Here is a 16,475-nt window from a genome sequence, read left to right as displayed (position 1 = left end):
AGGCTTCAGGTGGCGTGGCCGAGCTCGCTGCAGCTGCGCAGCATGTCGTCCGAGCCGGTGTCGTTGGCGAGAATGGCGAACAGATCGTTGTCGCCCGCCATGGCGGACTTCTTCTTGGACTCCAGCACCAGCACCGACTGAACCGACTGATGGTCGCATTTGCGGTAATGCTGCGGCCCCTTGGTCAGATCATATTGCAGCTTCTCGAGCGCATCGACCACCTTATCGGTGTCGGTGCCGCCGGCGGCCTGCATCGCTGCCAGCAGCGATCCGACGCCGGAATAGCCGTAAGCACCGTAATCGGTCGGGATCGCGCCGCCATTGGCGGCCTTGAACGCCGCGTTGAAGCTGGCGGCCGACTTGCTCTGCGCCTCCAGGCCCCAATAATAATTGGCGCCGCCGACCACACCCTCGAACACGTCAGGACCGACCGCGAGCCGCTGGTTGTGCAGGATGACGGGGACGACGATCTTCATCTGCTGCTTGACGCCGAAATCCACGGCCTGCTTGATCGCATTGGCCTGGTCGCGGCCGAAATTGGAGATGCAGAGCACGTCCGGCCGCATCGACATCAGGCGCGGCATGAAGGTCGAATAGTCGGCAGCACCGAACGGATGCAGGATCTCGCCGACATTGTCCGCACCGATCGCCGCCTGCGCGCGCTTGAAGCCGCGCAGCATCTCATGGCCATACGCATAATCGGCGACGAGATGGGCGACTTTCATACCCTTCTTCAGCGTCTGCCGCGCCACCGCGGCTGTCGTCATGTGCGGGTTCAGCGCTTCATGGAAGGTGTATTTGCTGAAATCCTTGGCTTCGTTGATGGTGTCCGACTGGCTGATCGAGACGTAGATCACGCCGCGGGCGCGGGTAACCTCGTTGACCGCGAGCTGCACGGCGCTGGAGAGCGCGCCGACTACGGCATGAACCTTGTCCTTCTCGATCAGTTCGAGCGTACGCGTCGCGGCCTCACCGGCGTTGAGCTTGTCGTCGCGCACCAGCAGCTCGACCTTGCGGCCGCCGATGCCGCCCTTGTCATTGACGAGCTTCACCGCCAGCTCGGCGCATTTGACTTGATCGCGCGCTTCCGCCGCGAACGGGCCGGTCAGCGGCGTCGGAAAGCCGATGCGGATCGTCTCGTCCGCGGCGCGGCCGAGCCGGGGCATGGCAAGCAGCGCCGCGCCGGCCGAGAGGCCGGCGAGTGCCGTACGGCGAGTTATCTTCGACGTCGAACCGGATTTGGGCATGATTTCCTCCAATTGTCTTTTTTCTAGAAACGCTTCAGGGCTTTCAGGACTTTGGCAGGCGTGATCGGGATCGAATTGATCGTGGCACCAAACGGCGCGAGCGCATCGTTGACCGCATTGAGCACGCAAGCCGACGCCGCCGCCGTGCCGGCCTCGCCGACCCCCTTGGCGCCGAGCTCGGTATCGGCGGTCGGCGTCTCGACATGGGCGATGACGATATCGGGCATCTCCATCGACATCGGCACGAGGTAATCGGCGAGCGAGCCGTTCATGAGCTGACCGGTGTCGCTGTAGCGGCATTCCTCGAACAGCGCAGCACCCAGCCCCTGCACGATGCCGCCGCGGAGCTGTTCGTCGACCAGCATCGGATTGATGACGCGTCCGCAATCCTCGACGATAAAATGCTTCAGGAGCTTGATGAAACCGGTCTCGACATCGACCTCCAGCGAGCAGCCCTGGATGCCGTTGGTGAAGGCAAAGGGATAGCCCTGCGGCGCGAAATGATGGCTCACGGTGAGCTGCGCCTGCGTGCCCGGCGGCAGTGTGTCGGAGCGGAAATAGGCAATGCGTGCGATCTCGGAGATCGGAATCCGCGGGTTCCGCGTGCCTGCGTCGACGATTTCGCCATCGACGATGTCGAGCGCCGACGGTTGCTCCTGGAGGATCAGCGCGGCGATCTCCAGGATGTTGCGCTTGAGCGCGCGCGTCGCCTGCAGCGCGGTCTCGCCGCCGATGCCGGCGCCGCGGCAGGCCCAGGTCGCCCCGCCATGCGGCGTCACCTCGGTATCCCCGGTGATGACCTTGACGTGCTCCTGGGCAAGGCCGAGCTGGTCGGCCACGATCTGGCTGATGATCGCCTCGGTGCCCTGCCCCTGCTCGGTGACCGAGATCAGGCAGCGGACCTCGCCCGACGGCGTCAGGCTGAGAGTGGCGCCGTCCTGCGAGGAGATGCGCGCGCCGCCGACGCCATAGAACGCAGGGCTGGGGTTCGTGATCTCGACGAAGGCGGCGATGCCGATGCCGCGATAGACGCCGCGCTTGCGCAAATCCGCCTGCTCGGCACGCAAGCCGTCATAGTCCATCATCTCGTGCAGGCGCTTCAGGCACGCCTGATGCGACAGCGCCTCGAAACGGTAGCCGGTCGGCGAGGTTTGCGGATAGGCATTATCCGGGATGACGTTCCGCGCACGGATGGCGAAGGGATCGAGGCCGATCTTGCCTGCTGCCATGTCGACAAGACGCTCGGTCACCGCGCAGGCGATGGGATGGCCGACGGCGCGATACTGGCTGGTCTGCACCTTGTTCTGGAAGATCACCTCCAGCGTGGCGCGGTAATTTTTGAAGCGATAGGGCGCGCCGATCAGGCGAATGACCTGGTTGCCCTCGACCACGCTGGTGCGCGGATAGGTCGAGAACGCGCCGATCGCGGTCAGATCCAGCACGTCCATCGCCAGGATCTCGCCCCTGGCATCGAGCGCCATGCGGGCGCGGACGCGGTGGTCGCGCGCGTGGATGTCGGAGACGAAGGACTCCATGCGATCGGCAACGTACTTCACGGGACGGCCGAGCAGGATCGAGAGACCGACCACCGCCATGTCCTCGTGATAGACATGCAGCTTCATCCCGAAGGAGCCGCCGATGTCCGTCGCGATGACGCGGACGCCCGCCTCCGGGATGCCGTAGTGGCGGGAGTAGAGATCCTGGAACTGGTACGGCGTCTGCGTGCCGTGATGCACGGTGAGCGTGCCCGCGGACGGATCGTAATCCGCAACGATGGCACGCGGCTCCAGCGTCACTGCGGTATGGCGGCCGAAGGAGAACTCCTCCTCCACCACATGAGCCGCATGCGCAAAGGCGTCATCGACAGCGCCGTTGTCGAGCTGGCTGCGGAAGCAGGTGTTGTTGGCGCTGCCGGGATTGACCAGCGGACCGCCGGCCTCGCGTGCGCCGTCGATGTCGACGACGACGGGAAGGTCCTCGTAGTCGACCTCGATCAGCTCCAGCGCATCTTCGGCGATCGTCCGGCTCTCGGCAACGACGGCGACCACCGCCTGTCCGGCCCAGACCACGCGATCGAGCGGCAGCGGCAATTGCGGTGCGGAGGTCATGCCCTTGAAATGATCGAGCGTGCCAGTCCAGGGCGTGCAGATCCTGGCGAGATCGGCGCCGGTGGCGACGAGATGCACGCCTTCGATTGCACGCGCCTGCTCGGTCTTGATCGCGACGATCTTCGCATGCGCATGCGGGCTACGCAGGAACGCGGCGAAGAGCATACGCGGCAGACGGAGGTCGCTGACATAACGTCCCCGCCCGGCCAACAGCCGCTTGGCGTTCGGCCGCGGCACGGAACGGCCGATATAGGAGTTGGGCCGATCGAGCGAGGTCAGCGGCGCGCTCATGCTGCGCCTCCGCGTGCGCTGCGCGCTTTGGCCACCGCGTCGATGGCATCGACGATCGCTTCATAGCCGGTGCAGCGGCAGTAATTGCCCGACAGCGCGTCGCGGATCTCGTCGCGGCTCGGCTGCGCCGTCTGCGAGAGCAGCTCGTTGGCGTTGATCAGCATGCCCGGCGTGCAAAAGCCGCATTGCAGCGCATTGCGGCGATGAAATTCGGCCTGGAGATCGGCGAGCAGGCCGCTCTCGCTGAGCCCCTCGATCGTGTCGATCCTGCCGCCATCAGCCTGCACCGCAAACATCAGGCAGGAATGCACGGCGCGGCCGTCGAGCTGCACCAGGCAGGCACCGCAAGCGCCCATCTCGCAGCCGGCATGCGTGCCCGTCAGCTCGAGCCTGTCGCGCAGGCAATCGACCAGCGTCTCGCGCGGCGCGACCTCGCAGGCGACCTTGCGTCCGTTGACGACGAGGCGGACTCGCACCGTCTCGTCCGCCTCGTTCAGCAGGCTGTCGTCGAAGCCGCTCATGCTCCCTCACCGAGACGTCCGAGCAGACGGCCAAGCAATACGCGGGCGAGATGCAGCCGCATCGCCGGCGGCACCTCGTCGCTCTCGGGCGGCGCGAGATCGCCTTCGAGCGCGCCTTGCGCGGAAGCGATGCATGCCGCATCCAGGCTCGCGCCGATCAAAATTGTTTCCGCCCCTTTGGCCCGTGTCGGCGTGTTGCCGACGGAGAAGAAGGAGATGCGGATGTCGTCAATGCGCTCCCCGGTGCAGGTCGCGAGGATGCCGCAACCGACCAGCGCGTAATCCCCGCGCCGCCGCGCCAGCTCGTCGAACGCAAAGCGCTGATCCGCCCTGAACAGCGGAACGTAGATCGCGGTGATCAGCTCGCCGGGCTGTAGCGCCGTCTCGAACAGGTCGATGAAGAAGTCGTCGGCCTTGACGCGCCGGCGGCCTGAGGGCCCGGCGATCTCGATCTCGGCATCCAGCGCCAAGGTCATCGCCGGAAATTCGGAGGCGGGGTCGGCCAGTGCGACGCTGCCGCCGAGCGTGCCGCGGTTGCGGATCGCGGGATGGGCGACGAACGGTGCCGCAGCGTGCAGCAGCGGCGCGAACTCGGCGATCAGCGGCTCGCTCAGCATTTCGCAGTGGCGCGTCAGCGCACCGATGCGCAAGCTGTCACCTTCACGCCTGACGCCGCACAGTTCGTCGATATGCGTAATGTCGATCAGCAGCCGCGGCGCCTGCAGCCGCAGCGACAGCGCCGGCACCAGGCTCTGGCCGCCGGCGATGAAACGCGCATCGTCCCCGGCGCGTGCGTGAGCATCCAGCGCCTGGTCGATCGTCGCAGCCCGAAAATAGCTGAAAGCCCGCGCCTTCACTGCCGTTTCCTCGATATCCATCGGCTCATCAGCCGGGATGTCAGATTTGTAACCATCTGGTCTCAAAATCCTGACACGGCTCCCGAGATCGGTCAACAGGAAATGACCATTTGGTCACAAAAGCACCTTGGGTTATGAAGACAGGGTTACGTTGATTCAGCGACGAGATGGCCCGAAGAGCGCAGAAAACTTTGAGGCGACCGGTCCGCAAGCGGACCGAGACAGGCAGCAAGTCCGCGCCAAAGCGTCGCAACATGCGCGCGGCCGACCGCGAGCGCGCGATCGTGGACGAGGCCATCCGCTTCTTCGCCGAGCGCGGCTTCGAGGGTCAGACCCGCGAGCTCGCCAAGCGCATGGGCATCACGCATTCGGCGATCTACCGCCACTTCCCGAGCAAGGAAGCGCTGATCGAGCGAGTCTACCAGGAGGTCTATCTCAGCCGCTGGTCGCCCGATTGGGGACCGATGATCCGCGACCGTTCGTTGTCACTCGAAGCAAGGCTCACACGCTTTTATCTCGACTATGTCGAACGCGTGTTCGAATACAATTGGGTACGGATCTTCGTGTTCTCCGGCATGAAGTCATTCGGCATCACCAGCCGCTATCTCGACATCGTCCGCCGCGAGATCATCGAACCGGCGGCGGCCGAACTGCGCCACGAGCTCAAACTGCCCGACTCGAAAGCTCACTCATTGGGTGAGCGCGAGACCGAGCTGTTCTGGGGCCTGCACGGCCGCATCTTCTATCTCGCCATCCGAAAATTCATCTACGAGACGCCGATCCCGCCCGATCTCGACGCCATCGTCCGGGACGCCGTCCAGACCTTCATGGATGGCGCGAAGACGACGATGCCGAAGCTGCTGGCGAGCAGCTAGCTACTTCGCAAGGCTCGGCAGATCGAGCCCCTTGTCACGGGCGCAGTCGATCGCGGTCTCGTAACCCGCGTCGGCATGGCGCATGACGCCGGTCGCCGGATCGTTCCAGAGCACACGCTCGATCCGCTTGGCCGCTTCCGGCGTGCCGTCGGCCACGATCACCATGCCGGCATGCTGGGAATAGCCGATGCCGACGCCGCCGCCATGATGCAGCGACACCCAGGTCGCGCCACTGGCGCAATTGAGCAGCGCGTTCAGCAGAGGCCAGTCGGACACCGCGTCCGAGCCGTCCTTCATCGCTTCGGTCTCGCGGTTGGGGCTTGCCACCGAGCCGCTGTCGAGATGATCGCGGCCGATCACGATCGGCGCCTTGAGCTCGCCGCGTGCCACCATCTCGTTGAAGGCAAGGCCGAGGCGATGGCGGTCACCGAGGCCAACCCAGCAGATCCGAGCCGGCAGCCCCTGGAACTTGATGCGCTCCTTGGCCATGTCGAGCCAATTGTGCAGATGCTTGTCGTCGGGCATCAGCTCCTTCACCTTGGCGTCGGTCTTGAAGATGTCCTCGGGATCGCCCGACAGCGCAGCCCAGCGGAACGGCCCGACGCCGCGGCAGAACAGCGGGCGGATATAGGCCGGCACGAAGCCGGGAAAATCGAAGGCGTTCTTCAGGCCCATGTCCTGCGCCATCTGGCGGATGTTGTTGCCGTAATCGAGCGTCGGAATGCCCTGCGCATGGAAATCCAGCATCGCCTGGACATGCTCGACCATCGACGTCTTCGATGCACGCTCGACCCCCTTCGGATCGGAGCCGCGCTTGGCTTCCCACTCGGCGAGCGTCCAGCCCTTGGGCAAATACCCGTTGATCGGATCATGCGCGCTGGTCTGGTCGGTGACGATGTCGGGCTTGACGCCGCGGCGCACCAGCTCCGGGAAGATCTCCGCGGCATTGCCGAGCAGGCCGACCGAGATCGCCTTCTTCGTCTTGGCGGCCTCTACCATGATCGCCAGCGCCTCGTCGAGCGTTGCGGCCTGGCGATCGAGATAGCCGGTGCGCAGCCGCATCTCGATGCGGCTCGGCTGGCATTCCACCGCGAGCATCGAAGCGCCGGCCATGGTCGCGGCCAGCGGCTGCGCACCGCCCATGCCACCGAGGCCAGCGGTGAGAATCCATTTGCCGGCAAGGCTGCCGCCATAATGGCGGCGGCCGACCTCAACGAAGGTCTCGTAGGTGCCCTGCACGATGCCCTGGCTGCCGATATAGATCCAGGACCCCGCGGTCATCTGGCCGTACATCATCAGGCCCTGGCGATCGAGCTCGTTGAAATGGTCGAGCGTTGCCCAATGCGGCACGATGTTGGAGTTCGCGATCAGCACGCGCGGCGCATCGGCATGGGTGCGGAACACGCCGACCGGCTTGCCGGACTGGACCAGCAGCGTCTGGTCGGCTTCGAGCTTGCGTAAGGCCGCAACGATCCGGTCAAAGCTCTCCCAGTCGCGCGCGGCGCGGCCGATGCCGCCATAGACCACGAGCTCGCTCGGGCGCTCCGCGACATCAGGATCGAGGTTGTTCATGAGCATGCGCAGCGGCGCTTCCGTCAGCCAGCTCTTGGCGCTGATGTCGCTGCCGCGGGGCGCACGGATGGTGCGGTCATTGTCCAGTCGGCGGTTCATGCGGGCACCTCTTTAGGCAAGTCGCGGAAATGGGTCAGTTGGAAGCATGGTGAGCGCCACGCTCGGCAGCGCATCGGCCTCGATCAGTGCAGCGGCCCTGGCGAGATCGCCGGCCATGTAGCGGTCCGCACCGAGCGCCGGCACCTGCTCGCGCAATGCGGCGATGACAGCAACGAGCGGCGCGCTGGTCGCATGCGGCGCGCGCAGCGTGATGCCTTGGGCGGCAACCAGGAGCTCGATGCCGAGGATGGCGGCGAGATTGTCGGCCATGTCGCACAGGCGGCGCGCGGCGTGTGCGGCCATCGAGACATGGTCCTCCTGGTTGGCGCTGGTCGGCGTCGAATCGATCGAGCAGGCTGCCGCGCGCTGCTTGTTCTCAGCATAGAGCGCGGCGGCCGTCACCTCGGCGATCATGAAGCCGGAATTGATGCCGGGATCTGGGGTGAGGAACGGCGGCAGGCCGAAATTCAGGGCGGGATCGACCAGCGTCGCAATGCGCCGCTCGCTGATCGCGCCGATTTCCGACAGCGCCAGCGCGAGCGCGTCGGCGGCAAAGGCCACAGGCTCGGCGTGAAAATTGCCGCCGGAAACGATCTCGCCGGTTTCGACCAGCACCAGCGGATTGTCGGTGACGGCGTTGGCTTCGACAATCAATGTGCGCGCGGCCTGCGTGATCAGGTCGAGTGCGGCGCCTGCAACCTGCGGCTGGCAGCGCAGGCAATATGGGTCCTGCACGCGCTCGTCGCCTTCGAGATGCGACAGACGAATGTCGCTGCCATCCAGCAGCGCCATCAACGTTGCGGCCGCGGCGATCTGCCCGGCATGACCGCGCAGCGCCTGGATTTCGGGACGGAACGGCGCCGTCGAGGCCATCGCCGCATCGACCGACAATGCGCCGGTGACGAGCGCAGCGCGAGCCAGACCGAAGGCGCGCAGCACGCCGGCAATAGCGTAGGCGGTCGAGAATTGCGTGCCGTTGATCAGCGCGAGCCCCTCCTTGGGGCCGAGCGTCAGCGGCGCGAGGCCGGCCGCGGCGAGCGCTTCACCGCCGGACACGGTTTTCCCGTCGACGATCGCCTGCCCCTCACCGATCATCACCGCCGTCATGTGCGCGAGCGGCGCAAGATCGCCGGAGGCGCCGACCGAGCCCTGCTGCGGCACCAGCGGCGTGACGCCCCGCGCTAGCATGGCCTGCAACTGCTCGATTACCGCGCGGCGCACGCCGGAAGCGCCGCGCCCGAGCGAGACGATCTTCAACGCCATCATCAGCCGCACGATCGGCTCGGGCGTGGCTGGGCCGACGCCGCAGCAATGCGACACGATCAGATTGCGCTGGAGCAGCGCGGTCTGACCGGGCGGAATGCGCTTCGAGGCGAGCTTCCCGAAGCCGGTGTTGATGCCATAGACGGGAGCGTCGGCTTGCGCGGCCCTTGCAACGATTTCGGCTGCCGCCTCGACGCGTGGCCAGAACGACGGATCGAGCACGACGGAAGCGCCTTCCAGCACGCGCGCGAGATCGTCGAGGCTGACCGCTCCCGGCTTGACGACGATCGCGGTGCCCTGCTCCGTCACTGGCCCCTCCACACCCGGCGATGCAGCGGATTGAAGCCGATGCGATAAACAAGCTCGGCTGGACGCTCGATGTCCCAGATCGCGAGGTCGCACCATTTCCCGGCTTCCAGCGTGCCGGTTTCATCGAGCACGCCCAGCGCCCGCGCGCCCTCGCGGGTGATTCCGGCGAGGCATTCGGCGACCGTCATCCGGAACAGGGTCGCGCCCATGTTCATCGTGAGCAGGAGCGAGGTCAGCGGTGAGCTGCCGGGATTGCAATCGGTCGCGAGCGCCATGGAAACGCCGTGGCTGCGGAACGCCTCGACCGGCGGCTTCTGCGTCTCGCGGATGAAGTAGAATGCGCCGGGCAGCAGCACCGCCACCGTGCCGGCCTTCGCCATCGCGGCGGCGCCGGCTTCGTCGGTATGCTCGAGATGATCGGCCGACAGCGCCGAGAATCTTGCAGCGAGCGCAGCACCGCCGAGGTTCGACAGCTGGTCGGCATGAAGCTTGACCGGCAGCCCCAGCTCCCTCGCCGTCTCGAACACCCGCGCAGTCTGCTCCGCCGAGAACGCGATGCCCTCCATGAAGGCATCGACGGCGTCGGCAAGACCGGCCTTCGCAACGGCTGGCAGCATCTCCTTGCAGACGAGATCGATATAGCGATCCTTGTCACCCTCCGCCTCCACCGGCAGGGCATGCGCCCCGAGGAAGGAGGTGCGGATCGCAACCGGCCGCTGGCGACTGATGCTGCGCGCGGCCGCGAGCTGTCGCATCTCGGTCTCGGTGTCGAGGCCGTAGCCCGACTTGACCTCGACCGTGGTTGCGCCCTCGCCGATCAGCGCATCGAGCCGCGGCAACGCACTCGCGACGAGATCGGCCTCGCTCGCCTTGCGGGTCGCCGCCACCGTGGAGACGATGCCGCCGCCGGCGCGCGCGATCTCCTCGTAGCTCGCGCCCTTCAGGCGCAGCTCGAACTCGTGCGCGCGGTTGCCGCCATAGACGAGATGGGTGTGGCAGTCGACGAGGCCGGGCGTGATCCAGCGTCCCTCGCAATCGGTCCGTTCCGCCGCATCGGCATCCGCCGGAAAATCGGCCTGCGCACCGGCATAGGCGATACGTCCGCCGCGCGCGGCGATCAGGCCCCGCCCGATCTCGCCGAGATCGGGCCGGTCGGCCCCCATCGTGGCAAGCCGGGCATTGTGCCAGATCCGGTCGAAGCGCTCTGCCATGCAACGGTCCCTTCGCGTGGGATGCTTGACTTATATGTCTAGACATATAATCGTGGGACCGTTCTGTCCAGCCGGCGTGTAATCATGACCCGACTGCATTTCGCCTCCGCGCTCCTGCCCTCGGGCTGGGCCAATGACGTGCAGGTGGTGATCACCGCCGGCGCGATCGCGGCGGTGTCCGCGGGTGTGCAGCCGGCGGCCGGCGACGAGCGCCACGCCATCGCGCTTCCGGGACTTGCGAGCCTGCACAGTCACGCGTTCCAGCGCGGCATGGCGGGCCTTGCTGAGCTGCGCGGCAATTCCACCGACACGTTCTGGACCTGGCGCGAGACGATGTATCGCTTCGCCCTCGCAATGACGCCCGATGACGTCGCCGCCGTTGCGACTCTCCTCTATGTCGAGATGCTCGAACAGGGATTTACCCGCGTCGGTGAATTCCATTATCTGCACCACGATCGCGACGGCTCGCACTATGCCGATCCCGCCGAGACGGCCGCGCGCATCGCGCAGGCAGCCGAAGCCTCCGGCATTGCCCTGACGCTGCTGCCGAGTTTCTATGCGCACGGCTCCTTCGGCGGCGCAGCGCCTCATGACGGCCAACGCCGCTTCATCTGCTCGGTCGATCAGTTCGCGGCATTGATGGCTGCGTCGCGCAAGGCGATCAGCGCATTGCCCGACGCCAATATCGGCATCGCGCCGCACAGCCTGCGCGCGGTGACGCCACACGAGCTTGCGGCGATCATTCCGCTTGCCGACGGCGGGCCGGTGCATATCCACGCCGCCGAGCAGGTGAAGGAAGTCGAGGACTGCCTTGCCTGGTCGGGACGGCGCCCGGTGCAATGGCTGCTGGAGCACGCGCCCCTCGACCGGCGCTGGTGCCTTATCCACGCGACTCACACGACGGACGAGGAAGTCGCCGCGTTCGCGAAGACCGGGGCGGTGGCGGGCCTCTGCCCTGTCACCGAAGCGAGTCTCGGCGATGGCACCTTTCCGGCGCGCGAATTTCTCGGCGCCGGCGGTGCGTTCGGCGTGGGCACTGATTCCAACGTCCTGGTCGGGGTCGCCGACGAATTGCGCCAGCTCGAATATGGCCAGCGGCTGAAGCATCGCGAGCGCAACGTGCTCTCCAGCGGCGCGGGCCGTTCCACCGGTCGTACATTATTCGACCATGCTCTTGCGGGCGGCGCGCAAGCGCTGGCACAGCCGACAGTCGGCCTCGCCGCGGGCGCGCGGGCCGACATCGTCACGCTCGACACGGCGCATCCTTCGCTATCGGGACGCGCCGGCGACGCAGCCATCGACGGCTGGATCTTTGCCGCGAGCAGTGGCGCGATCGATTGCGTCTGGGCCGGCGGCCACAAGGTCGTCGAAGGCGGCCGGCACAAATTGCGTCAGGGGGCGCGCGAACGCTTCAACGCGACGGCGCGGAGGCTCCTCGCATGAGCCTTGCGACCGATGCCGCCGACAAGCCGACGCTCTATAAGCGCATCCGCGCCGACATCGAGACGCGCATCCTGACCGGCGAATGGCCGCCGGGGCATCGCATTCCGTTCGAGCATGAGCTGGTGGCCCGTTACGGCTGCTCGCGCATGACCGTCAACAAGGCGTTGTCGGAACTCGCGCAGGCCGATTTGATCGAGCGGCGGCGGCGGGCCGGCTCTTTCGTGCGCCGGCCGCAGCATCAGTCGGCCGTGCTCAAGATCGCCGACATCCGCGCCGAGATCACCGCACTGGGGCGCGGCTACGGCTACGAGTTGATCGGTCGCAAGCTGCGGGCTGCGACTGCCGCCGACCGTGACCGTCTCGGCGTGAAAAAGGCCGGCAAGGTGGTCGCGATTACCTGCCGGCACAGCGCCGACAAAGTGCCTTTTGCGGTCGAGGACAGGCTGATTGATCTGTCCTCGGTGCCGGAGGCCGCAACCGCGGATTTCGCGCGCGAACCGCCGGGGTCGTGGCTGCTTCATCATGTCCCGTGGACGGAGGCCGAGCACACCATCAGCGCCATCGTCGCCGACGATCGCACGGCGGATGCGCTCGCGATCGCCGTCGGCGCGCCCTGCCTCGTGATCGACCGCTACACCTGGCGCAGCGCACGCACCATCACTGCCGTGCGCCTGCTCTATCCCGGTGACTCTCACCGCCTTGTCGCGCGATTCAAGGGAGGCTGAGAGGATATGTCGGCACAAATCGTGCAACGCTTCGGGCAACGGTCCATCTGGACCGACAATGATCAACAGGACGTCAATCCATCGATCGGCAAGAGGACGACAATCATGCGTAGTTCGACGATATTTGCGACAATCATTGCTCTTTCGGCCTCCACTCCCGTGCTCGCCGACGACGTCAAGGTCGGAATCGGCATCTCCGGGTGGACCGGCTTCGCGCCGCTGACGCTGGCGAAGGAGGCTGGCATCTTCAAGAAGAACGGTCTCGACGTCACCATCAAGAAAATTCCGCAGAAGGACCGCCACCTCGCGATCGCGTCCGGCGACATCCAGTGTGCGGCGACCACGGTCGAGACCTGGATCTCCTGGAACGCCAACGGCGTTGCGACCAAGCAGATCTTCCAGCTCGACAAGAGCTTTGGCGCCGACGGCATGGCCGTGCGCAACGACGTCGCCGCGATCAAGGACCTGAAGGGCAAGACCGTCGCCGCCTCCGCGCCCGGCACCTCGCCTTATTTCGCGCTGGCCTGGATGCTCAAGAAGAACGGCCTCACCGTGAAGGACGTCACCGTCGTCAACCTCGAGCCGGCCGCCGCCGCGCAGGCCTTCGTCTCCGGCCAGAACGATGCGGCGATGACCTATGAGCCTTACCTCTCGACCGTGCGCGCCGCGCCCGACAAGGGCAAGATCATCGCCACCACGCTGGACTATCCGATGGTCATGGACACCTTCGGCTGCACGCCGAAATTCCTGACGGAGAATCCCAAGGCCGCCAAGGCGCTCGCCGACAGCTATTTCGAGGCGCTCGACATGATCGCCAAGGACCAGGCCAAGGCCTACGAGATCATGGGCGCCGACGTGAAGCAGAGCGGCGAGCAATTCGGCAACTCGGCGAAATATCTGCGCTGGCAGGACAAGGCCGCGAACCAGAAGTTCTTCGCCGGCGACTTCCTGACCTTCAACAAGGAGGCTGCCGAGCTGCTGCTCGAGATCGGCATCATCAAGGCCGCACCAAAGGTCGAGGATCTCTTCGACGCCAGCTTCATCAAGTAACTTCTTCTAGCGCTGCCGGTCCCGTCTTGCGGCGGGGCCGGCATTTCTCTTCATCGCCCGGATAGACAGTTTGATGCGTCCCCTGGACCCTGTTACATCGAAGCAGCGCGTGGCCTACGGCCTTGCGTTCTTCGTGGTGTTCGTCGCCCTCTGGTCGTGGGCGACCTTCGGCGGCTATGTGTCGAAGACCTTTCTCGCCAACCCGCTGACCATGGTGCAGGAAGGCTATGACCTCTTGGCCAAGCAGGGGTTTGTGTTCGACATCGGCATGACGATCTGGCGCGTCGTCGGCGGCTTTGCGCTCGCAGCGATCATCGCAGTGCCGCTCGGCGTTCTCATGGGCGCCTACAAGCCGGTCGAAGCCTTCCTCGAACCGTTCGTCTCCTTCGCGCGCTATCTGCCCGCCTCCGCGTTTATTCCGCTTCTGATCCTGTGGGCCGGCATCGGCGAACTGCAGAAGCTCCTCGTCATCTTCATCGGCTCGGTATTCCAGGTCATCCTGATGGTCGCCGTGACCGTCGGCGCAACGCGGCGCGATCTGGTCGAGGCGGCCTATACGTTGGGGGCCCGCGACCGCGGCATCATCCGCCGCGTGCTGCTGCCCTCCTCCGCACCCGAGATCGCAGAGATCCTGCGGCTGGTGCTCGGCTGGGCCTGGACCTATGTCATCGTCGCCGAGCTGATCGGCTCGTCCTCCGGCATCGGTCACATGATCACCGACAGCCAGGCGCTGCTCAACACCGGACAGATCATCTTCGGCATCATCGTGATCGGGCTGATCGGCCTGCTCTCGGACTTCATGTTCAAGGCGTTCAACGCCTGGCTGTTTCCGTGGAGGCTCGCATGACGATCCTCAAGGTCGAACAGGTCTCGCGCACCTTCCCCGCGCGCCACGGCAACGCGCCGACCAGGGCGCTGGAGCCGACCGATCTCGTCATCGGCAACAACGATTTCGTCACCATCCTCGGCCCTTCCGGCTGCGGCAAGTCCACGCTGCTGCGCATCGTCGCGGGCCTCGACCGTCCGACCAGCGGCCGCGTCACGCTCGACGGGCGCGAGGTCACCGGCCCCGGCGCGGATCGGGGCATGGTGTTCCAATCCTACACGCTGTTTCCCTGGCTCACCGTGCGCGAGAACATCGCCTTCGGCCTGCGCGAGCGCGGCGTGTCGCAGGACGAACGCTACAGGATCGCCGACGCCTTCATCCGCCAGGTCGGATTGTCCGGCTTCGAGAATCACTGGCCCAAGCAACTCTCCGGCGGCATGCAGCAGCGCACGGCGATTGCCCGCGCGCTTGCCAACGATCCCAAGATCCTGCTGCTCGACGAGCCCTTCGGCGCGCTGGATAACCAGACCCGCGCATTGATGCAGGAGATGCTGCTCGGGATCTGGGAGCGCGACCAGAAGACCGTGTTGTTCGTGACCCACGACATCGAGGAAGCCATCTTCCTCGGCAGCCGCGTCATCGTCATGAGCGCGCGCCCCGGCCGTATCAAGGCCGAGATCACAGTGGACCTGCCCCATCCGCGCTCCTACAAGATCAAGACCACGCCGGAATTCGTCCAGCTCAAGGAACGGCTGGTCGAGGAGATCCGCACCGAGGCGCTGAAGGTTACTGAGCATGCCTGACACCAAGCCGCGCGCCGATGGCCAGCGCGTCCTCGCCGACCTCAACGCACTCCGTGCCATCGGCACCTACAAGACCGGCGTGCACAAGCCGACCTTCTCCGAGCCGCATAAGGAGTCGCTGGATTGGCTGGTTCAGAAGCTGCCCGGCGCCGGTCTTACCGCTGCGATCGACGGCATCGGCAATGTGTTCGGCACCAGCGCCAAGTCCGGGCCGAAACTGCTGGCTGGCTCGCATCTGGAGAGCCAGAACTACGCCGGCTGGCTCGATGGCCCGCTCGGCGTCGTCTATGCGCTCGAGGCGGCGCGCGTGCTCAATGCCGATCCGACCGTCAAAGGCGCCGTCGAAGTCGTCGCCTGGTGCGACGAGGAAGGGCATTTCGGCAGCTTCCTCGGCTCGCGTTCCTATGTCGGCCAGGTGACTGAAGCCGAGATCGACGCCGCGCGCGACCGCACCAGCGGCCGCACCATGCGCGATGCCCTCGCCGAGATCGGGCTCTCCGGTCGCGAGCGCCTCGGCGTCGAGCCGGGCCGCCACGTCGGATATCTCGAGGCCCATATCGAACAGGGCGACACGCTCGAAAGCGGCAAGCTCGCGATCGGCGTCGTCACCTCCATCGTCGGCATCTGGCAATACCGTATCAATTTCACCGGTGAACAGAATCACGCCGGGACGACGCGCATGGCCGTGCGCAAGGATGCCGGGCTGGCGCTGGCCAAATTCTGCGTCGCGATCGACCAGCGTTTTCCTGACACCTGCGGTCCGCGCACGGTCTGGACCACCGGGCGCATCACGCTCGATCCCGGCGCGCCGAGCATCATTCCGGGTGGAGCGGAGATGCTGTTCCAGATCCGCGATGACGATCCGGCCGTCATTGCCCGGCTGGAGCAGTTGCTGCGAACAATGGCGGACGAGGCCAGCGCGAACGGTCCCTGCACCGTGACCGTCGAGAAGATTCGCACCGGTGCGCCTGCCATGATGAATCCCAGCTTTCAGGACGCAATCGACGCCGCGAGCAAGGCGCTGGCCGGTGGACGATCCATTCGCATGCCCAGCGGCGCCGGCCACGACGCGCAGATGCTGGCAACCGTCATGCCCGCCGCCATGCTGTTCGTGCCTTCGATCGGCGGCATCAGCCATCACTGGACTGAAGACACCGCCGACGCCGATATCGTCACCGGCGCGGAGGTGTACGTCGAAGCCTGCCGGCGGATTCTTGCGGGCTGACGCCCTTTTTTGGGCATGATCTTTCGGAAAACCGCGCCACACTTTTCCGG

14 protein-coding genes are annotated in these 16,475 nt (G+C 65.8%); 7 read left to right on the top strand and 7 right to left on the bottom strand.

Features of this window, described 5'->3' with window-relative positions; all coding sequences use genetic code 11:
* Window positions 1–5 precede the first annotated feature (5 nt).
* The 4 genes from GDN70_RS12250 to GDN70_RS12235 are packed head-to-tail and all read right to left on the bottom strand — an operon-like array spanning window position 6 to window position 5,024.
* A complete protein-coding gene (locus GDN70_RS12250; protein WP_152102568.1) occupies window positions 6–1,247 on the bottom strand; it encodes an ABC transporter substrate-binding protein in 1,242 nt (413 codons plus the stop codon).
* Between the two features lie 23 nt (window positions 1,248–1,270).
* On the bottom strand, window positions 1,271–3,646 hold the full coding sequence (locus GDN70_RS12245; RefSeq protein ID WP_152102567.1) for a xanthine dehydrogenase family protein molybdopterin-binding subunit: 2,376 nt from the start codon (window positions 3,644–3,646) through the stop codon (window positions 1,271–1,273).
* Window positions 3,643–4,167, bottom strand: a complete 525-nt coding sequence (locus GDN70_RS12240) for a (2Fe-2S)-binding protein (protein WP_038949242.1) — start codon at window positions 4,165–4,167, stop codon at window positions 3,643–3,645. Before GDN70_RS12240 ends, GDN70_RS12245 begins: the two co-directional genes overlap by 4 nt.
* Entirely contained in the window at window positions 4,164–5,024 is an 861-nt protein-coding gene (locus tag GDN70_RS12235; RefSeq protein WP_038949243.1) for a xanthine dehydrogenase family protein subunit M, read from the bottom strand. The genes GDN70_RS12240 and GDN70_RS12235 overlap by 4 nt, the downstream gene beginning before the upstream one ends.
* A 254-nt stretch (window positions 5,025–5,278) precedes the next feature.
* Here GDN70_RS12235 and GDN70_RS12230 point away from each other — a divergent pair, with 254 nt between their 5' ends.
* Complete coding sequence (locus GDN70_RS12230) at window positions 5,279–5,899, top strand: TetR/AcrR family transcriptional regulator (protein ID WP_038949244.1); 621 nt, start codon at window positions 5,279–5,281, stop codon at window positions 5,897–5,899.
* Here the strand turns inward: GDN70_RS12230 and hutU are convergent, their stop codons facing one another.
* From hutU to hutI, 3 genes are read right to left on the bottom strand one after another with little or no spacing between them, the layout of a single operon-like run.
* Window positions 5,900–7,570: a urocanate hydratase gene (hutU, locus tag GDN70_RS12225; protein ID WP_152102566.1), complete on the bottom strand. Its 1,671-nt coding sequence runs from the start codon at window positions 7,568–7,570 to the stop codon at window positions 5,900–5,902.
* Window positions 7,571–7,582: 12 nt separating this feature from the next.
* The gene (hutH, locus tag GDN70_RS12220; protein WP_152102565.1) at window positions 7,583–9,142 is read right to left on the bottom strand and encodes a histidine ammonia-lyase; all 1,560 of its coding nucleotides are present in this window, start codon (window positions 9,140–9,142) and stop codon (window positions 7,583–7,585) included.
* A complete protein-coding gene (gene hutI / locus GDN70_RS12215) occupies window positions 9,139–10,353 on the bottom strand; it encodes an imidazolonepropionase (RefSeq protein ID WP_152102564.1) in 1,215 nt (404 codons plus the stop codon). The genes hutH and hutI overlap by 4 nt, the downstream gene beginning before the upstream one ends.
* 84 nt (window positions 10,354–10,437) lie before the next feature.
* On the opposite strand from hutI, the gene GDN70_RS12210 reads away from it, so the two are divergent.
* From GDN70_RS12210 to GDN70_RS12185, 6 genes are all read left to right on the top strand, one after another.
* Window positions 10,438–11,796, top strand: coding sequence for a formimidoylglutamate deiminase (locus GDN70_RS12210; RefSeq protein ID WP_038973428.1), 1,359 nt, complete (start codon window positions 10,438–10,440; stop codon window positions 11,794–11,796).
* A complete protein-coding gene (gene hutC / locus GDN70_RS12205; RefSeq protein WP_028142736.1) occupies window positions 11,793–12,521 on the top strand; it encodes a histidine utilization repressor in 729 nt (242 codons plus the stop codon). Before GDN70_RS12210 ends, hutC begins: the two co-directional genes overlap by 4 nt.
* Window positions 12,522–12,626: 105 nt before the next feature.
* Window positions 12,627–13,571: an ABC transporter substrate-binding protein gene (locus GDN70_RS12200; RefSeq protein ID WP_095427040.1), complete on the top strand. Its 945-nt coding sequence runs from the start codon at window positions 12,627–12,629 to the stop codon at window positions 13,569–13,571.
* Between the two features lie 73 nt (window positions 13,572–13,644).
* Window positions 13,645–14,418 (top strand): ABC transporter permease, encoded by a 774-nt coding sequence (locus tag GDN70_RS12195; protein ID WP_028142738.1) that lies wholly within the window; start codon window positions 13,645–13,647, stop codon window positions 14,416–14,418.
* The gene (locus GDN70_RS12190; protein ID WP_028142739.1) at window positions 14,415–15,200 is read left to right on the top strand and encodes an ABC transporter ATP-binding protein; all 786 of its coding nucleotides are present in this window, start codon (window positions 14,415–14,417) and stop codon (window positions 15,198–15,200) included. Before GDN70_RS12195 ends, GDN70_RS12190 begins: the two co-directional genes overlap by 4 nt.
* On the top strand, window positions 15,193–16,425 hold the full coding sequence (locus GDN70_RS12185; protein WP_028142740.1) for a Zn-dependent hydrolase: 1,233 nt from the start codon (window positions 15,193–15,195) through the stop codon (window positions 16,423–16,425). Before GDN70_RS12190 ends, GDN70_RS12185 begins: the two co-directional genes overlap by 8 nt.
* The last annotated feature ends 50 nt before the right edge of the window (window positions 16,426–16,475 follow it).

Origin of the sequence: Bradyrhizobium sp. TM102 (assembly GCF_009176685.1) — a bacterium.
Taxonomy (GTDB): Bacteria; Pseudomonadota; Alphaproteobacteria; order Rhizobiales; family Xanthobacteraceae; genus Bradyrhizobium; species Bradyrhizobium ottawaense.
The sequence above is the reverse complement of the archived record's forward strand: the minus strand, read 5'-3'. Positions and strand labels throughout refer to the sequence as shown.